Here is a 22725-nt window from a genome sequence, read left to right on the forward strand (position 1 = left end):
GGCATTTAATGAAATCGGCCTGATCACGGTCGACCAGCGCACCATTGGCATCAAGGACGCCGAAGCCCTGAAAACCTTGCGCCGGCTGCCGCCATCGCGCTCGCGCGCCAAGCAAAACCTAGCCGCCAAACAAAAGGCGGAACAGGAACAGGCGGCCGGAGGCACCCCGGTACTGACCGTGGCCTAAGCTGGCATGCGCGCCACGCCACGCCGGCGGCGGCCCGGAATCCGGGTTCGCCCGCCGTGCGGTCAAGGCTTGGCGGGCGCCTCGCGCACCACTACCCCATTGTTGTCCTTCACCTTTTCACCGACCCGCAATCCCGGGTCGTTGTCGTACCTGAAGGTCTTGACCTTGCCGTCGGTGTAGCGCAGCACCATCTCGTAACGGTGCGCGCCGCCACCGGCCGGCACCGGATTGAGCGCTTCCACGGTCGCGCAGTTGGTGCAATAGCGAACCTCGCGCGGCGCATTCTGCTGCGGTTTGTCTTGTGCCGGCGCCAGCGCGGGAAGCAGCGCCGCGGCCAGCACGGCAAAAATTCCTGATCGGTTCATATGGATTGCCTCCTGTGGGGTCAAGGTAAGCGCCCGGCTGGCGCGCGTCGGTGCGTCAGCGAACGAAGTGGACGGCGTCGCCCGATGTCACGAAGATGCGGTCGCCTGCTTCCGGTGCAATGGCAAAACCACCAGTAAACGCGCCGAACGATGGCACGATCATGCGCTTCGTACCGACCACGAAGCATGGCAGGCGCAGCGATTCGAAACGCGTGCTTAGCACGAACACCGGGTGGATATGGCCGGCCAGCGCATAGCCGGGCGTGTCGAGGTCGGGATGGTGGCAGAACGAGAACGGCGCCAGCGTGTACGGTTCATCGACCATCTCGATGCCGAGGCTGGCGGCCGGGTCGCCCGCGTGGCGGTCGTGGTTGCCCCGCACCAGCGTCAGCGCCAGGGCCGGGTGCTGCCTGCGCCACTCCAGCATGCGCTCCAGCGTCGCCGAGGCATGCGCGGCGCGCGCGTGCAGGAAGTCGCCAAGGAAGACAATGCGATTGACCTCGTGCGCGGCGATCAGCTCGTCGAGCGCGAGCAGGTTCTGGGTGGTCGTCCCGCGCGGCACAGGGATGCCCTGGGCACGGAACGACGCTGCTTTGCCGAAGTGGATATCGGCGATGATCAGGGTTTTCTGGCTCGGCCAGTACAGCGCCTTTTGCGCCAGCAGGAGCAGCAGCTCGCCAGCCACCAGCAGTTCGCGCGAGCTCACGGTTCGGCCGCCTTTTCCAGTTCGCGCAGGATGCGCCCGATGCGGTCCGACAGCTTCTCGGTGGTCAGCTTCTCGCGGAAGCGCTCCACCATCAGCGCGAAGCCTAACGGCGTGGCGCGCTTGACCTCGCAGTGCGCCACCGCGCGCGCATGCAGCTCGGTGAGCGTGTCGCGCAGGCGCGTCAGTTCCAGCTCCTGCTCCATCACTTCGCGCTGCGCCTGTGTCAGCAGCAGGTTGCCGCTATCGTGTTTGCGGAACACCTCGAAGAACAGCGACGACGACGCCTGGATCTGGCGCGTGCTTTTCGGCTGGCCCGGGTAGCCCTGGAACACCAGGCCAGCGATGCGCGCCACTTCACGAAACCGCTGCTGCGCCAGCTGGGTCGCGTTCAGGCTCTCGAGCACGTCCTCCAGCAGCATCGTGGTGTCGAACAGGCCGACCTCGCGCCCGGTGGGGCCGCTGAACACCGTTTTCCAGTCCACCGCAACGGGCGAGAGCAGCTCGAAGCCATAGTCGTTGATCGCGATCGAGAAGGTGGCCGGCTGCAGCTTGCCGATCCGGTAGGCGAACAGCGAGGCCAGCCCCATGTGCACGGAGCGGCCGGCGAACGGATACATGAACAGGTGGTAGCCTTCGCGGCTCTTCATGCTTTCGACGACCAGCGTGTCGATCGTCGGCAGGGCCGACCAGCGCTGCTGGATTTCCAGCAGCGGTTTGATGGCCTGCATTTCGGGACCGTTGAACACCCCCGCCTCGGCCTGGCGCAACTGTTCCAGCGCGGCGTGCGCCAGCTCGGACGACATCGGCATCTTGGCGCCCATCCAGCGCGTGACGGTGCCGCGGTTCTTGCCGGTGGCGCGCTTGACGAATGCCGTCATCTCATGGACCCGGACGAATTCGAGGACCCGTCCGCCGAACAGGAAATGGTCACCCGCCTTCAGGCGCGAGATGAACGACTCTTCCACGGTGCCGATGCGCCCGCCCGTCATGTACTTCACCTGCATCGATGAATCGGACACGATGGTGCCGATGCCCATGCGGTGGCGCCGCCCCAGCGCCAGATTCGGCACCCGGTACACGCCATGCTCGTCGGGCACCACGCGCTGGTATTCGGGATACGCGACCAGGCTCTGGCCCCCGCGCGCGACAAAGTCCAGCGCCCACTGCCACTCCTCCTCGGTCAGCGCGCGGTACGACCACGCGCCGCGCACCTCGTCGTACAGCGCCTTCGATTCAAAGCCGCCGCCCAGCGCCACCGTCACTAGGTGCTGCACCAGCACGTCGAGCGGCTTGTTCGGCACCAGTCGCGCTTCGATGCGGCGCGCCGCCACCGCCTGCTTCGCGCCAGCCGCTTCGAGGATTTCAAGGCTGTTGGTCGGCACCAGCGTCACGCGCGAGACCCGCCCCGGCGCGTGGCCGCTGCGCCCGGCGCGCTGCAGCAGGCGCGCGATGCCTTTGGCCGAGCCGATCTGCAGTACCCGCTCGACCGGCAGGAAATCCACCCCCAGGTCAAGGCTGGCGGTGCAGATCACGGCCTTCAACTCGCCCTTCTTCAGCCCCAGCTCGACCCACTCGCGCACTTCGCGGTCGAGCGAGCCGTGATGCAGCGCGATGACGCCGGCCCAGTCGGGCCGCGCCTCCAGGATGTTCTGGTACCACAGTTCGGACTGCGAACGGGTATTGGTAAATACCAGGGTCGCATCGAACTTGTCGATTTCCTCGATCACCGGGTTGAGCATCTGGATGCCGAGGTGGCCGCCCCACGGGAAGCGCGACACGTTCTCGGGAATCAGCGAATCGACCAGCAGCTCCTTGCGCATCTCGCCCTCGACCAGCACGCCCTTGCCCTCGCCCAGCAGCACGGCGCGCGCCTCGGGCAGGTTGCCCATCGTCGCCGACAGGCCCCACACGACCAGCTGCGGATTCCAGCCGCGCAGGCGCGCCAGCGCCAGCTGCACCTGCACCCCGCGCTTGGTCCCCATCAGCTCATGCCACTCGTCGATGATGATCATGTCGAGCGAGGCGAACTGGGTGGCGGCCTGCGCGTGGCTCAGCAGCAGCGACAGGCTTTCGGGCGTGGTGATCAGGGTCGCGGGCAGTCCTTTCGACTGGCGCGCGCGCTCGGCCGAACTGGTGTCGCCGGTGCGTGCCCCAATGGTCCAGCCGGGCGCCAGGCCGGCCGCGCTTTCTTCCAGCGCGCGCTGGGTATCGGCCGCCAGTGCCCGCATCGGCGTAATCCACAGCACCCGCAAGCCGCCCTTCTTGCGGCCGGCCGAACGCATGCCGCGCTGAAGCGCCGCGAACCACACCGCGTAAGTTTTGCCGGAACCGGTATTGGCGTGCAGCAGCCCGGACTCTCCGGCCAGCGCCGCCTTCCACACCGCGCGCTGGAACGGGAACACCTTCCAGCCGCGCGCCGCGAACCAGCCGTCGACGGCCAGCGCCGCCTGGCTCTTGCTCATGGCGCGCCGGCCGCCGCCAGCAGGCCCTTGAGCGTGTCGAGCGTGTCCGCATCCTCGACCGGCTTGTCGTCGCGCTTGCGCAGGATGCGCGGGAAGCGCACCGCGATGCCGGCCTTGTGCCGGGTCGACAAAGCGATGCCCTCGAAGCCGATCTCGAACACCATCGTCGGTTTCACCGAGCGCACCGGGCCGAATTTTTCGACGGTGGTCTTGCGGATGGCGTTGTCGACCACCGCGATCTCGGCGTCGGTCAGTCCCGAATAGGCTTTCGCAAACGGCACCAGCTTGCGCTCGCCGCCCGGGTCAAGGTCCCAGACCGCGAACGTGTAGTCGGTGTACAGCGAAGCACGGCGCCCGTGCCCGGCCTGCGCGTAGATCAGCACCGCGTCGATCGAATACGGCTCGACCTTCCATTTCCACCAGGTGCCGACATCTTTGGTGCGGCCCACGCCATACTGCGCCTGCGCCGCCTTGAGCATCATGCCCTCGACGCCGCGGCTGCGCGATTCGGTGCGCAGCGCCGCCAGCTCGTCCCAGCCGGCCGCCCGCACCAGCGGCGAAATTTTCAGCTGCGGCTGGCCGACCTCCCGCACCAGCGTTTCGAGCAGGGTGCGCCGTTCGCGCTGCGGCAGCGTGCGCAGGTCGATGCCGTTTTCCTCGAGCAGGTCGTAGCACACCAGCACCGCCGGCAACTCCCCCAGCAGCTTGGCTGATAAGGTCTTGCGGCCGATGCGCTTTTGCAGGTCCGCGAAGGGCGCCGGTCCATCGCCGGCGCTCCAGATCAGCACTTCGCCATCGACCACGGTCCCTTCCGGCAGGCGCACCGCGGCCAGTTCCGGAAAGCGCTCGGTGATCAGGTCTTCACCGCGCGACCACAGGTAGTTCTGGCCGCCGCGCCGCACCAGCTGCGCGCGGATGCCGTCGTACTTCCACTCTGCCTGCCATTCGGCCAGGTCGCCCAGCGCGGCCGGCTCGCCCTGCAGCTGGTGCGCCAGGAAAAACGGGTATGGCTGGCCGCCGCGCAGCTTGTGCTCGTCATCTGATTGCTCGGCGATGAGTTGCAGGAAGCCTGCCGCCGTCGGCCTGACCGAACCGTCGGTCCAGCCCATCAGGCGCTGGGCAATCAGCTTGCTGTCGACGGCGGCGATGGCCGCCAGGGCGCGCGTGACCAGCAGCTTCGACACGCCGACCCGGAAACCGCCGCCGATCAGCTTGACCAGCAAAAAGCGCTCGCGCCAGTCAAGTTCGTCCCAGAAGCCATACAGCGCTTCGCGGATCGCGGCCGGGTCGGCGCCGCGCAGGGGACCGATCCGCTCCTGCATCCATTCGGCCAGCCCGACATCACTGTGCTTCGATGGCGGCGGCAGGATGTGGGCGATGGTCTCGGCCATGTCGCCGACAGCGTTGTACGATTCGTCGAACAGCCACTCGTCGAGCCCCGCGTATTCGATCGCGTACTGGCGCAGCAGCTTGCTCGGCACCGCCTGGCGCGGCTTGCCGCCGGCGAGGAAGTAGACCGCCCATGCGGCGTTCTCGGGCGCGGCCGTGCTGAAGTAGTTCTGCAAAGCGTCGAGCTTGCGGTTGGTGGCGGTGGTTTCATCCAGCTCGGCGTAGAGGCGCGCGAATTCACGCATTCGCGGCCCCTGCGACGGCGGTGCTGGCGCTTTCCTCGGCGTCGTCGTCGCCGTATTCGGTATCGAAGCCGGCGGCGTCCAGGCCCTGCTGGCACAGCCAGCGCACCATCACGCCGATCGAGCCATGCGTGACGATGACCCGTTCGGCTTCGGTGGCGCGCACGGCGGTCATCAAGCCAGGCCAGTCGGCGTGATCCGACAGGATGAAGCCGCGGTCCACCCCGCGCCGGCGGCGCGCGCCGCGCAGCTGCATCCAGCCACTGGCAAAGGCGTCGCTGTAGTCGCCGAAGCGTTTCATCCACGACGAGCCGGCTGCCGAGGGCGGCGCGATCACGATGGCGCGCTTGAGCGCCTGCTTGTCGACATCGGTCACCATCACCGTGGGCGGCAGGTCGACGCCGCTGGCGCGGTACACCTTGTTCAGCGGTTCGGCCGCACCGTGGCAGACGATCGGCCCGATGCTCGGGTCGAGGCCCGACAAGATGCGCTGCGCCTTGCCGAACGCATAGGCAAACACCACGCTGCAGCGGCCCGCCTCGGCGTTGTTGCGCCACCACTGGTTGATGTCGTCGAAAATATCCTGCTGCGGTTGCCAGCGGTAGATCGGCAGCCCGAACGTCGATTCGGTGATGAAGGTATCGCAGCGCACCGGCTCGAACGGTACGCAGGTGCGGTCCGGCTCGACCTTGTAGTCGCCCGAGGCCACCCACACTTCGCCCTTGTGCTCCATCCGCACCTGCGCCGAACCGAGGACGTGCCCCGCCGGATGCAGCGACACCGTGACGCCGTTATGCACCACGGTGGCGCCGTACTCGATGCCGTCGATGTGGATATCGCCGAGGCGCGACTTGAGGATGTCCACCCCGCTGACGCTCGACAGGTAGTGGCCGTGACCGACCCGCGCATGGTCGCCATGGGCGTGCGTGATCACGGCCCGGTCCACCGGCCGCCACGGGTCGATGTAGAAATCGCCCGGCACGCAGTACAAGCCCTCCTTGCGGACGACGACCATGTCACCCATATGCCTCCCCACCCTACGCCGGCATCACGAAGCCGGCCATGAAGGTGCGCCTCTCGCCATCGGGGAAGGCGATGGTGATCTCGTCGCCGGCGCTCGACTCCACCGTGCCGACATCGTACTTCGGCACCCGCACCTGCGCGCCTGGCTCGAATACCGGGCCGGCAGGTTGTTCCTCGGGCTCCTTGTCGAACTCGTCGTCGCGGATCTCGATGGCGTCCAGCAGGACCGGCGGATTGAGGCAGTTATCGCAGCGGCAGCACTTCTGGAACCCTTCGACCTCGTCGCCGAAATAATCGAGCAGCACCTTCCAGCGGCAAAAACCGCTGACCGCGTAAGCCACCATCTGTTCGAGCGCCTCGCGGTCGCGCTCCTGCTTGAGCGAATACACGTCGGCCAGCTTGTCGAAGGTTTCCTGTGTCGGCCTGGCCGTCGTCGGCGCGTAGTCGAGCGCGCGGTTCTGGCGCAGCAGCTTGCCTTCCTTGAGCAGTTTCAGGCAAACCTTGACCTTGCTGGCAGCGACGTCCTCGTCGACCTCGCAGATGCGCCCGAACGGCACCGGCCCCGATGCGGCCAGCTCCTTTACCGCTTCGTACAGCGCGCGCAGCTCGGCCGCGTGCGGATAGTGCTTGGCCAGGAAGAATTGCTGCACCCGTTTATCGTCCTGCAAGTACAGCAGGATGCACTCGGCGTCCTGGCCGTCGCGGCCCGCGCGGCCCGACTCCTGGTAATAGGCTTCGAGGTTGGCCGGCACCTGCAGGTGGATCACGAAGCGCGTGTCGCTCTTGTCGATGCCCATGCCGAAGGCGTTGGTGGCGACCATGACGCGCCGTTCGCCATCCATGAACATGTCCTGGTGGTCCTTGCGTTCGGCGGCCGGCAGCTTGCCATGGTAGATGGTGACGCTCTCGCCGGCCTCCTCGAGGATGGCATACATCTCTTCGGCCACCTTGACGGTCGCCGCATAGACGATGCCCACGCCCCCGGTTTGCTGCACCAGCGCCAGCGCCTTCTGGTACTTCTCGTCGTGGTTGGTCGCCTGCACTACCCGGTAGTGCAGGTTGGGCCGGTAGATGCCGGTATTGATGACGTTGATCTTCGGCCGCCCCAGCTGCTTGCCGATGTCCTTCACCACGTCGTCGGTGGCGGTGGCGGTGAGCGCCAGCACCGGCGGATGGCCAAGCGCGTCGATCGATGCGGACAGGTCGAGGTAGGCCGGGCGGAAGTCGTGGCCCCATTTGGAAATGCAGTGCGCCTCGTCGATCACCACCAGCGACACCTCGACCGGCTTGAACGTGGCCACGAATTCAGGGGTTGCCAGCCGTTCCGGCGTGCAGAACACGATCCGGTAGCGTCCGCTGCTGATGCCTTCGAGCGCGTCGTTCTCTTCCTCGCGGGTCAGGCTGCTGTTAACCTGGGTCGCGCCGATGCCGAGCTCGATCAGTCGTTCGAGCTGGTCTTTCATGAGGGAGATCAGCGGCGAAACCACTACGGTGGTCCCTGGGAAGATTCGTGCGGGAATCTGATAACACAGCGATTTTCCGCTGCCGGTTGGCATGATCGCCAGCGTGTCGAGGCCGTCGAGCACGCCATCGATGACGCGGCGCTGGCCATCGCGCAGGCGCTCGATCCCGAACACATTTTTCAGGAGCGTCGAAATGGCGTTGCGGCGTACTGCCTTCGCCCCGTTATGCATCAGTTGTCGGTTATATGTCGTCATAAACCCAACTGTAATTCGCACGCGATGCGTTCGCCATAGGACGCAACCTACACCCGGCGTAGGAGCGGCCCTAGACGGGCACCCGGTCAATCATACAGCGTCGTTAGCCAAGCTCCTACAGACCCTCGGACGGTTGACCGATGGTTGCCACACGGTACAAGTCATAAGATAGCGTCATACAAACGACAAAGCAACCGGAGGACAGCATGAACCGATTCTTACCAATGACCTGGGCAGCCCTTCACGTTGCACTGGCAACCGCAGCAACCTTGCTGGTGTGCTCGACCGACCTGCTGCACGGCCCCCACGCTGCCTTGCTGATCCATTAAACGTCCCTAGCCGGACGTGCTGAGCGGCAGCGTCAAGCTGAACACCGAGCCGCACTCCGCGCCCGGGACCACCGACAGCTGGCCGCCATGCGATTCGGCCAGTTGGCGCGAGATATACAAGCCCAGCCCCAGGCCCTTGACGTCGCGGTTGCCGCTGCCGCGCTCGAATGGCTCGAAGATGCGCTGCTGTTCAGTTTCCGCAATCCCCTTGCCCTGGTCGCTGACATCGATCCGCACGGCATCGCCTTCCAGGATGACGCTGACTTCGACCGGCATGCTGCAGCCATAGCGCAGCGCATTGGTCAACAGGTTGACGATCACCTGCTCGACCCTGAACTCGTCCCACTGCCCGTGTACCGGGTCGTGCGGCACCAGGGTCAGCGAACTGCCCGACCCGGCCACCTGCAGCGACAGGTCGCTGACGATCCGTTCAATCAAACCCATCAATTCAACCGGCGCCGGCCGGATCGACAAGGTGCCGCTGCGCATCCGCGACACGTCGAGCATGTCATCAATCAGGCGGATCATCGCCTGGATCTGGCGCTCGTCGCGCGCGATCATCTTGTGCATCTGCTCGGGGCCGAAGGCGGCAAGATTGCCGCGCTTGAGCTGCAGCGTGCGCATCTGGGTTTCCAGGAACAGCGTATTGAGCGGCGTGCGCAGTTCATGCGCGACCAGCGACATGAAATCGTCGCGCATCCGCAGCGAACGCTCAAGCTCCATCTGGGTGGCCGACAACTCGGCCAGCAAGATTTCCTGCTCCTTGCGGCTTTGTTCCAGCGCCGCCACCTGGCGCCGTGTTTCGTTGCGCTGCTGATATAGCGCGACGAACACGTTGACCTTGCTGCGCACCGCCTCCGGGTCGAGCGGCTTGTACATGAAGTCGACCGCGCCGGACTCGTAGCCCTTGAAGGCGTAGTTCAGCTCGCGCCCGGCGGCACTGACAAACACAATCGGAATATTCCGCGTGCGGTCTGTTCCGCGCATCAACTCGGCCAGTTCGAAACCATTCATGCCCGGCATCTGGACGTCGAGAATCGCCAGCGCGAATTCGTGTTCAAGCAGCAAGTCCAACGCCTCGTCGCCGGATCGCGCGTGCAGCACGATCCGGTGCTCGTCGCGCAACAACGCGTCGAGGGCTTGCAGGTTTTCCGCCAGATCGTCGACGATCAGGACTTTGGTGGGGTCGTTTACCCTCATTTTCTCTCCAACTGCAACAGCAGGTCGCCGATTTCCGACAAGTTCAGTATCAGGTCCGGGGCCTGCTTTTTAATCGCCTGCTCCGGCATGGTCGCCACTTGCGCCTCGGCTGGATCTTGCACGACGGTCAAGCCGCCGCACGCTTTAATGATGCGCATGCCATCTGCGCCATCCTGGTTCGCGCCGGTCAGCAACACTGCGGCCAGGTGCGGACCGTAGGCTTCCGCCGCCGACACCATCAGTACATCGATCGCCGGCCGGGCGAAATGGACGGGAGGCTCGTTGCTCAGCGAAAAACGGTGATCGTTCTCAATCGATAAATGGTAACCAGAACCGGCGAAGTAGACGGTTCCCGCTGCAATGTCCTCCTTGTCGGCCGCTTCGCGTGCCGGCACCGAGATGCGCGACGAAAACAGCTCGGCCAGCCGACTGTCGCGGTGCTCCGGAACGTGCAGCATCACAATGACCGGCAAACTATAGCCAGATGGCAGCAATGGCAGGAGTTTCAAGAGCGCATCGACGCCGCCCGCCGAACCGGCGATCACCAGCGCGCGGATATCGCGGCCGGCCAGCGCGTCGGTCAGCTGGGCCGCCTTCATTGGCCCAGCTTCCGATACAGGCGCTCGCGCTTGACCAAGGGCTCGAAGCGTCCGGCATAGGAGGAAAACTCCAGGCTTTCCTTGCTGCCGAGCGCCAGGAAGCCGCGGTGGCACAGCGATTCATGGAACAGGCCGAGCACGCGGTCCTGGAGTTTCTTGTTGAAATAGATCATCACGTTGCGGCACGAGATCAGCTGGGTTTCGGAGAACACGCTGTCGGTGGCCAGGCTATGGTCGGCGAACGTCACGTTCTCGACCAGCGAGCGGTCGAACAGGGCGCCGTCGTAAGCGGCCGTGTAATAGTCGGAGAACGCCGCCTTGCCGCCGGCGCGCTGGTAGTTTTCGGTAAACTTGCGCATGTCGCGCAGCGCAAACACGCCGCGCCGCGCCGCCTCCAGCGACTGCGGATTGATATCGGTGGCGTAGATGATGGTGCGTTCCAGCAACCCCTCTTCCTTGAGCAGGATCGCCATCGAGTACACCTCTTCGCCGGTGCTGCAGCCGGCGACCCACACCTTCAGCGACGGATAGGTCTGCAGGAACGGCACCACCTGCTCGCGCAGCGCGGCGTAGAAGGACGGGTCGCGGAACATCTCGCTGACCGGAATCGTCAGGTACTGCAGCAGCTGCGAGAACGCCGACGGGTCGTGCATCACGCGTTCCTGCAGGCCGGAGACGGTGTCGCAGCCCATCTCGTGCAGCGCGTGCAGCACGCGGCGCTTCTGCGACGCCCCGGTGTAGTCGCGGAAATCGTAGTTATATTTGAGGTACACCGCTTCCATCAGCAGCCGCACCTCGATGTCGATGTCCTTCGAGGGCATCAGGTGCGCTCCAGGCTCGGCATCCAGACCCGCAGCAGCGAATACAGGCGCGTCAGGTCGATCGGCTTGGCCAGGTAATCGTTGGCGCCGGCGGCGATGCACTGCTCCTGGTCGTCCTTCATCGCCTTGGCGGTGACGGCGATGATCGGCAGGCGGTCGAAGCGGCCGTCGGCGCGGATGCGGCGGGTCGCTTCGAGCCCGTCCATCCCCGGCATCATGATGTCCATCAGGACCAGGTCGATACCCGGCACTTCATCGAGCTTGGACAAGGCCTCGAACCCATTGCGGCCGATTTCGACAATCGCGCCGCGCTGCTCCAGCGCGCTGGTGAGCGCGAACACGTTGCGCACATCGTCGTCCACCAGCAGGATGGTGCGGCCCTCGAACACGCGGTCGCGGCTGCGCACCGTGCGCAGCATGCTCTGGCGCTCGCTCGACAGCTGCGACTCGACGCGGTGCAGGAACAAGGTCACTTCATCGAGCAGGCGTTCGGGCGAGCGGGCGCCCTTGATGATGATCGAGCGCGAATACTTCATCAGGTCCGCTTCTTCGGCGCGCGTCAGGTTGCGGCCGGTGTAGACAATCACCGGCGGGAACGAGCAGATGTCTTCCTTCGACATCTGTTCGAGCAGCTCGTTGCCCTGCATGTCGGGCAGCTTCAGGTCGATGATCATGCAGTCGAAAATCTCCTCGCGCAGCAGCGCCATCGCCTCCTGGCCCGAGCCGACCGCATCGATGCGCACGTCATCGTCGGCGATCAGCGAGACCACGCTGTCGCGCTGGCGCTCGTCGTCCTCGACCAGCAGCACGCGCTTGATCTTCTGGGTGAATTTTTCTTCCAGCTTGTGGAACACCTGCTCGAGCTGCTCGCGCGTGGTCGGCTTGAGCGCGTAGCCGATCGCGCCAAGGTGCAGCGCCTCGCCGCCGTTGTCCTGGCTTGATACCACGTGGACCGGAATGTGGCGCGTTTCCGGGAGCTCCTTCAAGGTCTGCAGGACCGACAGGCCGGAACGGTCCGGCAGGCGCATGTCGAGCAGGATCGCATGGGGCGCTTGCTGGGTCGCCAGGCGCAGGCCCTGGTCCGCGGTCAGCGCCACCAGGCAGCGGTAATCCATGTCGCGCGCCAGCTGGTACAAAATGCGCGCGAACTCGGGATCGTCCTCGATCACCAGCACGGTGCGTCCGCCCGGCGCCTGCGGCTGGTCGCGGTCGTCGGAGAAGGTCGGCTCGGCGACCGGCGCTTCCGCCTGGGCCGCCGCCGGTGCCACCGGCGCCATGCTGGCGGCGCTCTGCTGCGCCAGCGGCGCAGGCTCCGGCGCCACCATCAGGTGCCGCGGCAGGCACAGGGTGAACGTGCTGCCCACGCCCGGCTTGCTGTCCACGGTCAGGGTGCCGCCCAACAAGCCGGTCAGGTCGCGCGAGATCGACAACCCGAGGCCGGTGCCGCCGAAGCGGCGGCTGGTGGTGCCGTCGGCCTGGTGGAACGCGTCGAAAATACGGTCATGCTGGTCTTGCGCGATGCCGATCCCCGAATCGGCGACGATGAAGCGCACCGTGCCGTCGGCACCGCCCGTCACCTTCAGCGACACTTCGCCGCTGTCGGTAAACTTCACCGCGTTCGACAGCAGATTTTTCAGGATCTGCGCGAGGCGCTGGCGGTCGGTATGCAGGGAGCCAGGCACCGACTGGTCGATATCGACGCGGAACGCCAGCTTCTTCTGCAGCGCCAGCGGTTCGAATACCATCGCCAGCGCCTCCACCGTGCGCCGCAGCGGCACCTCTTCGGGCACCAGGTCAAGCTTGCCCGCTTCGACTTTCGAAATATCGAGGATGTCGTTAATCAGCTGAAGCAGGTCGTTACCGGCGGAATAGATCGTTTTGGCGAAGCGTACCTGTTCATCGTTCAGGTTGCCCTGGGTGTTATCGGACAGCAGCTTGGCCAGGATCAGCGAGCTATTGAGCGGCGTGCGCAGCTCGTGCGACATATTGGCCAGGAACTCGGACTTGTAGCGGCTGGCGCGTTCCAGCTCCAGCGCGCGTGCGCGCAGCTCTTCCTGCGCCAGCGTCAGCGCCGAATTTTTCTGGTCGAGGTTGAGCGCCTGCTCGGCCAGCTGGTCGTTGGTCTGTTCGAGTTCGGCCTGCTGGTTTTCCAGGTTGGTCTGCGACTCTTCCAGCACGCGCGACTGCTCTTCCAGCTCCTCGTTGGCGGTGCGCAGTTCTTCCTGCTGGACCTGGAGCTCTTCATTGAGCTGCTGGGTCTCGGCCAGCGCATCCTGCAGGCGCTGGCGGTACAGCGCGGCCGCCACTGCCGCGCCGACACCCTCGCCAGCGAGTTCCAGGAACTCACTGTCGCGGCGGCGCGCCTTGTGCAGGAAGCCGATTTCGATGACGCCGTTGACCACGCCCTCGTTGGCAAACGGCGCCACTATCAGGTAGCGCGGCGCGCCTGAGCCGAGGCCCGAAGCAATCTTGACGTAGTCGCCCGGAACATTGTCGAGGGTGAGCATGCGGTTTTCGCTGGCGGCCTGGCCAACCAGTGTTTCGTGCTTGCCGAAGACCTGCGCGCGCTGCTCGCTTTCGCGGTCGAAGCCATAGGTAGCCACGCGGCGCAGGGCGCCGCCTTCATCGCGCACATACATCGCCGCCACCGCGCCATCGAGGTAGCGCGTGATATAGGCCAGCACCGCGCGCGCCAGCTGGCCGAGCGATTCCTGCCCGGCCGCCTGCACCGCCAGTTCGGTCTGGCCGGTGCGCAACCAGGCCTGGCGCTGCATCGATTCGTTGTGTTCGGTCTGTTGTTCGAGCGCCTTGCTGTAGGTCGTCGACAGGCGCATCAGCGCGCGGCGGCCATATACCGCCAGCCCCGCTGCGACCAGTGCGCTGAACACCAGGTAGCAGATGACCGACCAGGTGATCACGCTGCGCGCGCTGTCGTTGCGCTGCTGGCGCAGGGTCTCTTCGGCTTCGATGAAGTTGGCAAATTCGCGCCGCACGTCGTCGGTCAGCATCTTGCCGCGGCCGCTGCGTACCGGCGCGACGACATCGCCATTCGCGCGCCGCAAGTCGATCATTTCGTTGGCGAACGCCTCCCACTGCTTTTGCGCGGTGGTGATGCGGCGCAGGCGGTCGACCTGCATGCCGTTGTCGGCGACCAGTTCCGACAGGGCGGCGATTTCGGCGGCGATCTTCGGCCTGGCGGTGAGGTAAGGCGCCAGGAAGGTCTCGTCGCCCGAGATCAGGAAACCGCGCATGCCGGTCTCCATGTCGACCGACAGCTTGCTGGTTTCGTTGGCATTGCCGATGACGCGCTCGGAATGCTCCACCAGGCCCATCACGGTAACAAGGTACACGATAATGCCGACAAAAACGGCCGCGCTGAGAGCGCCGACTGCCAATGGAAGAGCAATGTTACGTGAAAGAATTCGCCGGAATTGCGTCGAGTCGATGGTGCCTGGCATGGGAAACCCAATGATGAGAATGCGGGAAGTGTATCTTATTGTCAACGAAACCGGCGCACAGCTCAGCCGCCAGTAAAAAATACCTTAAGGCAATAACTTCGCCAGGTAGGGCGCGGTCCGGCTACTCTTGTGGCTTGCCACCTCGCGCGGCGGGCCGGCGGCCACCACCTTGCCGCCCGCGTCCCCGGCGCCCGGGCCGATGTCGATGACCCAGTCGCTGGCGGCGGCCACGCGCATGTTGTGTTCTACCAGGATCACCGTATTGCCTGCTTCGACCAGCGCGTCGAGCTGGGTGATCAGGCGCTCGACGTCGGCCGGGTGCAGGCCCGTGGTCGGCTCGTCCAGGATATACAAGGTGTTGCCGCGCCCGGCGCGCTGCAGTTCGGTGGCCAGCTTGATGCGCTGGGCCTCGCCGCCGGACAGTTCGGTGGCCGGCTGGCCGAGCCGCAGGTAGCCCAGGCCAACTTCGCGCAGCACCTCGAGCGAGCGCTTGACCGCCGCATCGCCGGCGAAGAATTCGGCGGCGGCGTCGACGGTCAGCGCCAGCACCTCGGCGATGTTCTTGCCGTTGTAGGCGATCTCCAGGGTCTTGGCGTTGTAGCGCGCCCCCGAACAGGTCGGGCATGGCGCATACACGCTCGGCAAAAACAGCAGCTCGACCATCACGAAGCCCTCGCCGGCGCAGTGGTCGCAGCGGCCCTTGGCGACGTTGAACGAAAAGCGCCCGGCATCATAGCGGCGCGCGCGGGCTTGCCTGGTTGCGGCGAACAGCTTGCGCACATGGTCGAACAGGCCGGTGTAGGTGGCCAGGTTGGAGCGCGGCGTGCGCCCGATCGGCTTCTGGTCGACACGCACCATGCGCTTGATGCCGGCCATGCCATGCACGATGCGGCCTTCCAGCGGCATCTCGGCCGCCGCTTCCAGCTCGCTACCCTCCTCCACCTCGGCCGGAACATCGTGCCCGAGTTCGGCCGCGGCCAGTTCGACCAGCACCTGGCTGACCAAGCTCGATTTGCCCGAGCCCGACACGCCGGTCACGCTGGTCATCACGCCAAGCGGGAATTCGGCGCTGAGCCGGTCCAGGTTGTTGCGGGTGACGCCTTCGAGCTTCAGCCAGCCCTGCGGGGTGCGCGGGGTGCGGACCGCTGGCGCCTGGGTGGGGAACAGGTAGCGGCGGGTCTGCGAATCCTCGACCGCCTGCAAGCCCGGGGGCGGTCCGCTGTACAGCACCTGGCCGCCCTGCTCGCCTGCGAACGGGCCGACGTCGACGATCCAGTCGGCGTGGCGGATCACGTCCAGCGCATGCTCGACCACGAACAGCGAATTGCCCGATGCCTTCAACTGGCCCAGCGCGCTCAGCAAAGCCTCGGTGTCGGCCGGATGCAGCCCGGCCGACGGCTCATCGAGTACGTACACGACGCCAAACAGGTTCGAGCGCACCTGGGTCGCAAGGCGCAGGCGCTGCAGCTCGCCCGGCGACAGGGTCGGCGTACCGCGCTCCAGCGCGAGGTAGCCAAGCCCCAGGTCGAGCAGGACATCGAGCCGGGCCGACAGGTCGGCGGCGATGCGCTGCATGACGATCAGCTTTTCAGGATGCTCGGCGGCGGTCTTCGCATTCTTCTTCGCGCTGCCATCGGCGTGCGGCCGCAGCAGGGCCGCCAGCCGTTCCAGCGGCAAGCGCGAGATGTCGGCGATGTCATGGCCCTCGAAGGTGACCGACAGCGACTCGGGCCGCAGCCGCTTGCCCTCGCACAGCGGACAAGCGCTGCTGACCATGTAGCGCGCCGCGCGCTTCTTCATCGACGCGCTCTCGGTGTTGGCGAAGGTCTGCAGCACGTAGCGGCGCGCGCCGGTAAAGGTGCCCTGGTAGCTCGGGGTCTCCTTGCGCTTGAGCGCGCGCCGGGTTTCCTCGGGCGTGAAGCCGGCGTAGACCGGAACGGTGGGCTGCTCGTCGGTAAACAGGATCCAGTTGCGCACCTTTTTCGGCAGCTCGCGCCAGGGCGTATCGACGTCGTAGCCCAGCGTGACCAGGATGTCGCGCAGGTTCTGGCCGTGCCAGGCGGTCGGCCACGCGGCCACTGCCCGTTCGCGGATGGTCAGCGTATCGTCGGGCACCATCGACTGCTCGGTCACCTCATATACCCGCCCAAGGCCATGGCACTGCGGACAGGCGCCCTCCGGCGTATTGGGCGAAAACGACTCGGCGTACAACAGCTCCTGCCCGCGCGGATAGTCGCCGGCGCGAGAATAGAGCATGCGCAAGGAATTGGACAAGGTGCTGACGCTGCCGACCGACGAGCGCGCGGTGGGCGAGCCGCGCTGCTGCTGCAGCGCCACCGCCGGCGGCAAGCCGTCGATGTGGTCCACCTCGGGCACCGGCATCTGGTGGAACAGGCGGCGCGCATACGGCGACACCGACTCCAGGTAGCGCCGCTGCGCCTCCGCGTACAGGGTGCCGAAGGCGAGCGATGACTTGCCCGAGCCCGACACGCCGGTAAACACCACCAGCGCATCGCGCGGAATCTCGAGGCTGACGTTCTTCAGATTGTGTTCGCGCGCCCCGCGCACCCGCACGAAGCCGGCGCGCGGCTGATTATTCCTGTCCATTGATCTTGATCCGCCAAAAATTGACCTGCCCCTATTAGACCCAGAGCCGGGCTGGGCCACTGTACGGTGTCACACGCTGGGTGCAACAGGCGGGACTGCCCGCTGCCGCTGCGCACGGACCGCCGACGTAAAAAAAAAGCCGCCGGGCTTGCGCCGGGCGGCTTTTCAGGATTTGGCGCGCACCAGGCGCGCCGCAGTCCTTAATTACTTGGTGACGGTACGGGTACCGACAACTTCAACGGTCACGCGACGGTTCTTTGCGCGGCCTTCCGAGGTGCTGTTGTCAGCAACTGGCTGGGTCTCGCCCTTGCCTTCGGTGTACACACGGCTCTGCTCAACACCTTTCGACACGATGTAAGCCTTGACAGCTTCAGCGCGGCGCAGCGACAGCTTCTGGTTGTAAGCATCGGTGCCGATCGAATCGGTGTGACCAACGGTAACCATGACTTCGGTGTTCATGCCTTGCAGCTTGTTCAGCAGGTCGTCCAGAGCAGCCTTGCCTTCTGGCTTGACGATTGCTTTGTCGAAGTCGAACAGCGCTTCAGCAGCGAACGATACTTTTTCCGAGGTAGGAACTGGTGCTGCCTCAACAACTGGTGCTGGTGCTGGCGCAGCTTCTACAGGTGCTGGTGCAGCTGGAGCGACGTAGACAGGTGCCGGTGCTGGGTTGCCGAGCTTGTATACCAGGGCCAGCGAGTACAGGTCAGCTTTGCCGTTGGTCGACAGGAAGTCGCGGGTGCGGACGCGCTCTGCTTCCAGACGCAGCGACAGCTTCTGGCTCAGGCTCATCTCAGCGCCAACGCCGAAGTGCGGCTTCCACTTGCCTTCGTTGTGTTCTGCAGGTGCTGCTTCATTGACGCGCGAACCCGAGAAATCGGTGTCAGCCTTGACGTATGCCATACCGGCACGTGCGAACAGCATGAAGCGCTGCGATACTGGCAGTTTGCCGATCAGGTCAGCGTTCACGCCGCGGATGCGCAGGTTGCCGGTCAGGTTGCCGCCTTGAACGGTGCGGGTGGTGTACGAGAAATCGCCCAGGTCGAAGTAACCGCCTTCAACTGCCAGGTAACGGTTGATGTGCTTACCAGCGAACAGCTTGAAACCGACATCGCGCTCGTCGCTCGACCATGCATTGACGGTCTGGGATGGGGTGGTCAGCATGCGGGCAGCTGCCTTGTCGTCGATGTCAACGCGCGAACGGCCGATTGCTGCACCGATGTAGGCGGCGCTGTTGTTCCACGCTTCCAGGTTGCTTTCGGTGGTGATCATCGCGTCTGGCGCGGCTGGCGCCATCGAGCCGTCCTGCATCGTCGTGGTCTGAACCGAGGTGTTACCCGTGCCCATGTCCGTCGTCGTCGTCGTCGTGGTGCTCTGTGCCATGACTACCTGGCTTGCCAGGATTGCAGCGGCGATCGCGGTCAGTTTGAACATGTTTTTAGCTGATTTCATATTTTTCTTTCGTGTTAGGGGATAGTGATATCCACGGTTGCTTAATTTGGTGCAGGCTCGCGCAGTTGCGCTGCTGTGACTGAACTATTACCCATCACCAACTGCCGCTCCGTACGGTAGCGAACATTAGAGTTGAAGGTATAACAAAAGTCGCAAAAATACAACGGTTTCACCTGCGCCGACGTAAACATTCGATGCAAGGCAACGCGCTTTGTTGCTGTTTTGCCCATCCGCTTTCCAGCCTTGCCTGCCGTGTCCGCTGTGCCCCTTGCCAACTTGGCGCTCTGATAATACCCATCCGTGTATCCTGCGCGGATTAAATCGAATCAAGTGGAGAAATCAACGTGTGGTGGCATGAAATTTGGGTAACGATTCAGCAGGAATTTTCCGATCTCGGCGATGTGTCGGATATCACCCGGGTCGTGTTGCGGCTGCTCGTTGCAGTCGCTCTGGGCGCGCTGCTGGGCTACGAGCGTGAGTCGATCGGCGCCTCCGCCGGCCTGCGCACGCACATGCTGGTGTCGCTCGGTTCGGCGCTGTTTGTGCTGATTCCGCTGCAGGCTGGCATGGTCATCGCCGACGTGTCGCGCGTGCTGCAGGGGGTCACCGCAGGGGTGGGCTTCCTCGGCGCCGGGGCCATCCTGAAGTCCCAGAAGGAAGGCGAAATCCACGGCCTGACCACGGCGGCGAGCGTGTGGCTGACCGCCGCGGTCGGCATCGCGGCCGGCATGGGCCGCGAGGCGACGGCAGTGCTGAGCGCGATGCTGGCGCTGATCATTCTGTCGCTGCTGCGCCGCAGTGAGCGCAAGCGCAGGGATTAAACCCTCGCGCACGACCGTTCTATTGTTCCACCAAAAAGACGAACTTCGACTGGGTGCGGTATTCCTGACCCGGCCGCAGTAGCGTACTCGGGAACGTTGGCTGGTTGGGCGCATCGGGGAAATGCTGGGGTTCCAGGCAAAAGCCGCCGCGATGGCGGTAATTCCAGCCTTTTCCTGTCAGGCTGCCATCGAGGAAGTTACCGCTGTAAAACTGGACACCGGGTTCCTCGGTGTGCATTTCCAGTACCCGCCCCGACACCGGCTCGACGACGCGCGCGGCCAGCTGGCAGCCGCTGCCGGTCTTGTTGAGCACAAAGTTATGGTCGTAGCCGCCGCCGTAGGCCAGTTGCTGGTCCTGCGCCAGAATGCGCGAACCGATGGCGTGCGGCGCGCGGAAGTCGAACGGCGTGCCTTCCACGGGCTGCAGGCGCCCGGTCGGAATCAGCGTGCTGTCCACCGGTGTGAACGCATCGGCGTCGATCATCAGGCGATGCCCGAGAATGTCGCCTTTCCCCGCCAGGTTGAAATAAGCGTGCTGGGTCAGGTTGACCGGCGTGACCTTGTCGGTCACGGCATGGAAGCGCACCCATAATTCGTTGGCCGGGGTCAGTTCGTAGACCACGGTGACGTCGAGGTTTCCGGGATAGCCCTGCTCGCCATCGGCACTGCGGTAGCTCAGCGTGAGGCCGACGCTGTCGCCGCGCTCGAACGGCTCCACCTGCCAGAACACGCGGTGGAAGCCGCCCGGCCCGCCGTGCAGGTGATGTTCGCCATTGTTGACCGGCAGCTGGACCAGCTGGCCGTTGAGCACCAGCCGTCCTTTCGCGATGCGGTTGCCGTGGCGACCGATCAGCGCGCCGAAATAAGGCGAATCTTCCAGATAGGGCAAGACATGGTCGAAGCCCAGGTTGATATCGGAAAATTTGCCGTGGCGGTCAGGCGTGTGGATTTCCGTGATGACGCCGCCGAAGTCGCTGATCTTGACGATCAGGCCGTTCGGGTTGACCAAGGTGTATAAGGAGGCGCGCCTGCCATCTGGCAGGGTGCCGAAGTCGCTCCGCGTAATGTTCGCTTGCACCAAATTCCTCGCATGAAGTAGCTCGGCGAATGGTACACCAGCATGCGCTTTTTCACGCCCACGGCACGTGCGCCACTCAGAAATTGTGGGCCAGCGTCAGGCGTACGCTGCGCGGTTCAACCGGATGGAAATGGATGTCTTCCACACCCGCCGCTTCCCCCCGCAAGCGCGACTCATACAGGTAGTCGACGTCGCTGGCCTTGCGGTCCAGCAGGTTGAACACGTCGAGCGAGAGCCGCGTCTTGCTCGACAGCGCGTAGCCGATTCGCCCGTACAGCAGCGCCGTCGAGCGCGACGTCATCGAGCCGTCCTCGATCAATGGCCGCGGGCCGAAGTACCTGGCCTGCACGCCGCCCGACCAGCGCCCAAGTCCGGTGACGGTCGCCCCGAACGAGGCCACCTTGCCCAGCGATCCGGGAATCCGATCCCCTGCCGGGTCCGGTTCGGCGAAGCGCGCGCGCGACACCGCCAGGTCGACATCGAACAGCAGCCATGGCGTGGCGATCAGATGGTTGTTCCATTCGATGCCGCGGCGGCGGCTGGCGCGGCTCGCCTCGGTATCGCCGGCGTCGCCGATGAACAGCAGTTCGGAATCGATATCCAGCCGCCATAGCGCGAGCGAGCTTTGCAGGCCGGGCACGATCTCGGTGCGCGCGCCCAGCTCCATGCCGCGCGTGGCCACCAGCGGGGTTACCGGGCTGGCCGCGCCGCCGTCGACCAGGCGCGTCTGCGTGGTGCCGCGCGCGTCGTTGCTGTGGAAGCCCTTGCCGTAATTGATGAACAGCTCGGATTTGCGCCACGGCCCGAACACCAGCGACAGCTTGGGCGAGGCGATGGCGTCGGATGCCTTGCCGGAATTGCCTTCGATGTTGCTGTCGACACGGAAGCGGTAGGCATCGTAGCGCACCCCGGCGATGCTGCGAAACGCCGGCAGCCACGCAATGGTGTTTTCGAGGTACACGCCCGCGCTTGACTCGGTCAGGCGGTCTTCGCGTACCGTCTCGTCCGTTTCGCGCCGCACGCTGCGGTACAGGCCCACCGGAGCGAGCCGGTCAACGCGCGCCTGCACGCCGACCTTGTTGCGCATCGCTAATCCGTTGACGGTGCCGGTCCAGCTATGCGCCGCGTTCAGGCCGCCCATGCGGCGCCGCTCGCTTTGGCGGAACTGGTCGCCCGTGTCCGGATTGTCAAGGAAGTAGGTGAAGTTGCTGTACAAGTCCAGCGCCGAGGCCACGGCGTAGGCATCCACTTCGGTCAGCCTGTCCTGGCCGCGCTTTTTCATCGCCCAGGACAGGCTGTAGCGCGAGCTGACACCGCCATCGCTGGCGTCGATGCTGCCAAACCGGTCGAGCGTGCCGCCCTCGACGGCGCGCAGCGGAACCTGGTCGGTGGCGTTCCAGGTATTCCGGTACGCCATGGCGGTGACGGAATAGCCGTCGTTGCCGGCGCCCTGCACATAGCGCACGGTGGCGCTGTATTTGCGCAGGTCTTCCGGGGTTTCCCAAGGGCCGTTGTTGCGATGGACCTCGAGCCCGGCCACCAGATTGCCGCCGGCGGTCGCGACAGAGTCGGTCACGACCATGCGGCGATACCCGTTTTCGCCCACCGACAGCGTGGCGGTGCCATTGGGCAGGCTGTCGGCCAGGCGCATGCGCGCCGAACCGGCCGACGAGAAATCGCCCTCGCTGGCGAAGTAAGGTCCCTTCTTGTAGTCGATGCGCTGCACCAGCTCGGGGATCAGGAAGCCCAGATCCGTATAGCCCTGACCGTGGGCGTGCGAGCGCATGTTCACCGGCATGCCGTCCACATGGGTGGCGAAGTCGGTGCCGTGATCGAGATTGAAGCCGCGCAGGAAGTATTGATTGGCCTTGCCGTCGCCGCTGTGCTGGGTGACGATCATTCCAGGGACAAATTCCAGCAGTTCGCCCGTGCGCAGCGCTGGCCGGTTGCGGATCAGCTCGGCATTCACCGTGCCCTCGCTGGCGGCGTCCGAACTGCCGATCGCGTTGTTATAGTGGCCCGCCACGGTCACCACGGTGACCGCCGCCGCTACCGGCTCCTCTGCTGCGACTCCGCCCGCACACACGAGGGCTGCGAGATATGGCCATTTTCTTGTCATGTTCATTTTTCCGTTTTATCCGCGTCGATGACGATTGCTGTTCTTCCCCAGGCATATACGGCGGCGCAAACGAATTGGATTGCCCGCGCACAGCATGACCAAAAGATATTGCAAAGAGTATAAGATTGTTAACTTGCGTGCCGCACTACAGG

Annotated in this window: 16 protein-coding genes and 1 pseudogene; 3 read left to right on the forward strand and 14 right to left on the reverse strand. The window is 64.9% G+C overall.

The annotated features are described in order from the left end of the window. A pseudogene (locus I4X03_RS21370) lies at window positions 1–187 on the forward strand (transcriptional regulator); the annotation flags it as partial. Between the two features lie 62 nt (window positions 188–249). On the opposite strand, the gene I4X03_RS21375 reads toward I4X03_RS21370, so the two are convergent. The 6 genes from I4X03_RS21375 to I4X03_RS21400 are packed head-to-tail and all read right to left on the reverse strand — an operon-like array spanning window position 250 to window position 8068. Beyond that, window positions 250–552, reverse strand: a complete 303-nt coding sequence (locus tag I4X03_RS21375; RefSeq protein WP_223470545.1) for a hypothetical protein — start codon at window positions 550–552, stop codon at window positions 250–252. Window positions 553–607: 55 nt separating this feature from the next. Then, window positions 608–1258 (reverse strand): ligase-associated DNA damage response endonuclease PdeM, encoded by a 651-nt coding sequence (pdeM, locus tag I4X03_RS21380; protein WP_223470546.1) that lies wholly within the window; start codon window positions 1256–1258, stop codon window positions 608–610. Beyond that, window positions 1255–3720, reverse strand: a complete 2466-nt coding sequence (locus tag I4X03_RS21385; protein ID WP_223470548.1) for a ligase-associated DNA damage response DEXH box helicase — start codon at window positions 3718–3720, stop codon at window positions 1255–1257. Before I4X03_RS21385 ends, pdeM begins: the two co-directional genes overlap by 4 nt. After that, on the reverse strand, window positions 3717–5354 hold the full coding sequence (locus I4X03_RS21390; protein WP_223470550.1) for an ATP-dependent DNA ligase: 1638 nt from the start codon (window positions 5352–5354) through the stop codon (window positions 3717–3719). Before I4X03_RS21390 ends, I4X03_RS21385 begins: the two co-directional genes overlap by 4 nt. Continuing rightward, window positions 5347–6375 carry a ligase-associated DNA damage response exonuclease gene (locus I4X03_RS21395; protein WP_223470552.1) on the reverse strand — a complete coding sequence of 343 codons (1029 nt, stop codon included), beginning with the start codon at window positions 6373–6375 and terminating at the stop codon, window positions 5347–5349. The genes I4X03_RS21390 and I4X03_RS21395 overlap by 8 nt, the downstream gene beginning before the upstream one ends. 13 nt (window positions 6376–6388) lie before the next feature. Further along, entirely contained in the window at window positions 6389–8068 is a 1680-nt protein-coding gene (locus tag I4X03_RS21400; RefSeq protein WP_223470555.1) for a RecQ family ATP-dependent DNA helicase, read from the reverse strand. A gap of 230 nt (window positions 8069–8298) precedes the next feature. Here I4X03_RS21400 and I4X03_RS23125 point away from each other — a divergent pair, with 230 nt between their 5' ends. Continuing rightward, window positions 8299–8421 carry a hypothetical protein gene (locus I4X03_RS23125; RefSeq protein ID WP_267874096.1) on the forward strand — a complete coding sequence of 41 codons (123 nt, stop codon included), beginning with the start codon at window positions 8299–8301 and terminating at the stop codon, window positions 8419–8421. 6 nt (window positions 8422–8427) lie between these two features. On the opposite strand, the gene I4X03_RS21405 is transcribed toward I4X03_RS23125, so the two are convergent. The 6 genes from I4X03_RS21405 to I4X03_RS21430 all read right to left on the reverse strand — a co-directional run bounded on the left by I4X03_RS21405 (window position 8428) and on the right by I4X03_RS21430 (window position 18555). Continuing rightward, window positions 8428–9621, reverse strand: a complete 1194-nt coding sequence (locus I4X03_RS21405) for a hybrid sensor histidine kinase/response regulator (protein WP_223470572.1) — start codon at window positions 9619–9621, stop codon at window positions 8428–8430. Then, window positions 9618–10220, reverse strand: coding sequence for a chemotaxis protein CheB (locus I4X03_RS21410; protein WP_223470574.1), 603 nt, complete (start codon window positions 10218–10220; stop codon window positions 9618–9620). The genes I4X03_RS21405 and I4X03_RS21410 overlap by 4 nt, the downstream gene beginning before the upstream one ends. Further along, window positions 10217–11041 (reverse strand): CheR family methyltransferase, encoded by an 825-nt coding sequence (locus tag I4X03_RS21415; RefSeq protein WP_223470576.1) that lies wholly within the window; start codon window positions 11039–11041, stop codon window positions 10217–10219. The genes I4X03_RS21410 and I4X03_RS21415 overlap by 4 nt, the downstream gene beginning before the upstream one ends. Continuing rightward, window positions 11041–14499, reverse strand: coding sequence for a response regulator (locus I4X03_RS21420; protein ID WP_223470578.1), 3459 nt, complete (start codon window positions 14497–14499; stop codon window positions 11041–11043). The genes I4X03_RS21415 and I4X03_RS21420 overlap by 1 nt, the downstream gene beginning before the upstream one ends. 84 nt (window positions 14500–14583) lie before the next feature. Next, entirely contained in the window at window positions 14584–17106 is a 2523-nt protein-coding gene (uvrA, locus tag I4X03_RS21425) for an excinuclease ABC subunit UvrA (RefSeq protein ID WP_223470581.1), read from the reverse strand. A gap of 204 nt (window positions 17107–17310) precedes the next feature. Continuing rightward, window positions 17311–18555 carry an OmpA family protein gene (locus tag I4X03_RS21430; RefSeq protein WP_307735390.1) on the reverse strand — a complete coding sequence of 415 codons (1245 nt, stop codon included), beginning with the start codon at window positions 18553–18555 and terminating at the stop codon, window positions 17311–17313. A 338-nt stretch (window positions 18556–18893) separates the two neighbouring features. Between I4X03_RS21430 and I4X03_RS21435 the strand changes: the two genes are divergently transcribed. Then, on the forward strand, window positions 18894–19376 hold the full coding sequence (locus I4X03_RS21435) for an MgtC/SapB family protein (protein ID WP_223470888.1): 483 nt from the start codon (window positions 18894–18896) through the stop codon (window positions 19374–19376). Window positions 19377–19395: 19 nt separating this feature from the next. Here I4X03_RS21435 and I4X03_RS21440 read toward each other — a convergent pair whose 3' ends face one another. Then, window positions 19396–20454, reverse strand: a complete 1059-nt coding sequence (locus I4X03_RS21440) for an aldose epimerase family protein (protein ID WP_223470583.1) — start codon at window positions 20452–20454, stop codon at window positions 19396–19398. A 76-nt stretch (window positions 20455–20530) separates the two neighbouring features. Beyond that, window positions 20531–22573 carry a TonB-dependent receptor gene (locus tag I4X03_RS21445; RefSeq protein ID WP_223470585.1) on the reverse strand — a complete coding sequence of 681 codons (2043 nt, stop codon included), beginning with the start codon at window positions 22571–22573 and terminating at the stop codon, window positions 20531–20533. Between the last annotated feature and the right edge of the window lie 152 nt (window positions 22574–22725).

This window comes from Massilia soli (assembly GCF_016809835.1).
GTDB classification, from domain to species: Bacteria; Pseudomonadota; Gammaproteobacteria; order Burkholderiales; family Burkholderiaceae_D; genus Telluria_A; species Telluria_A soli.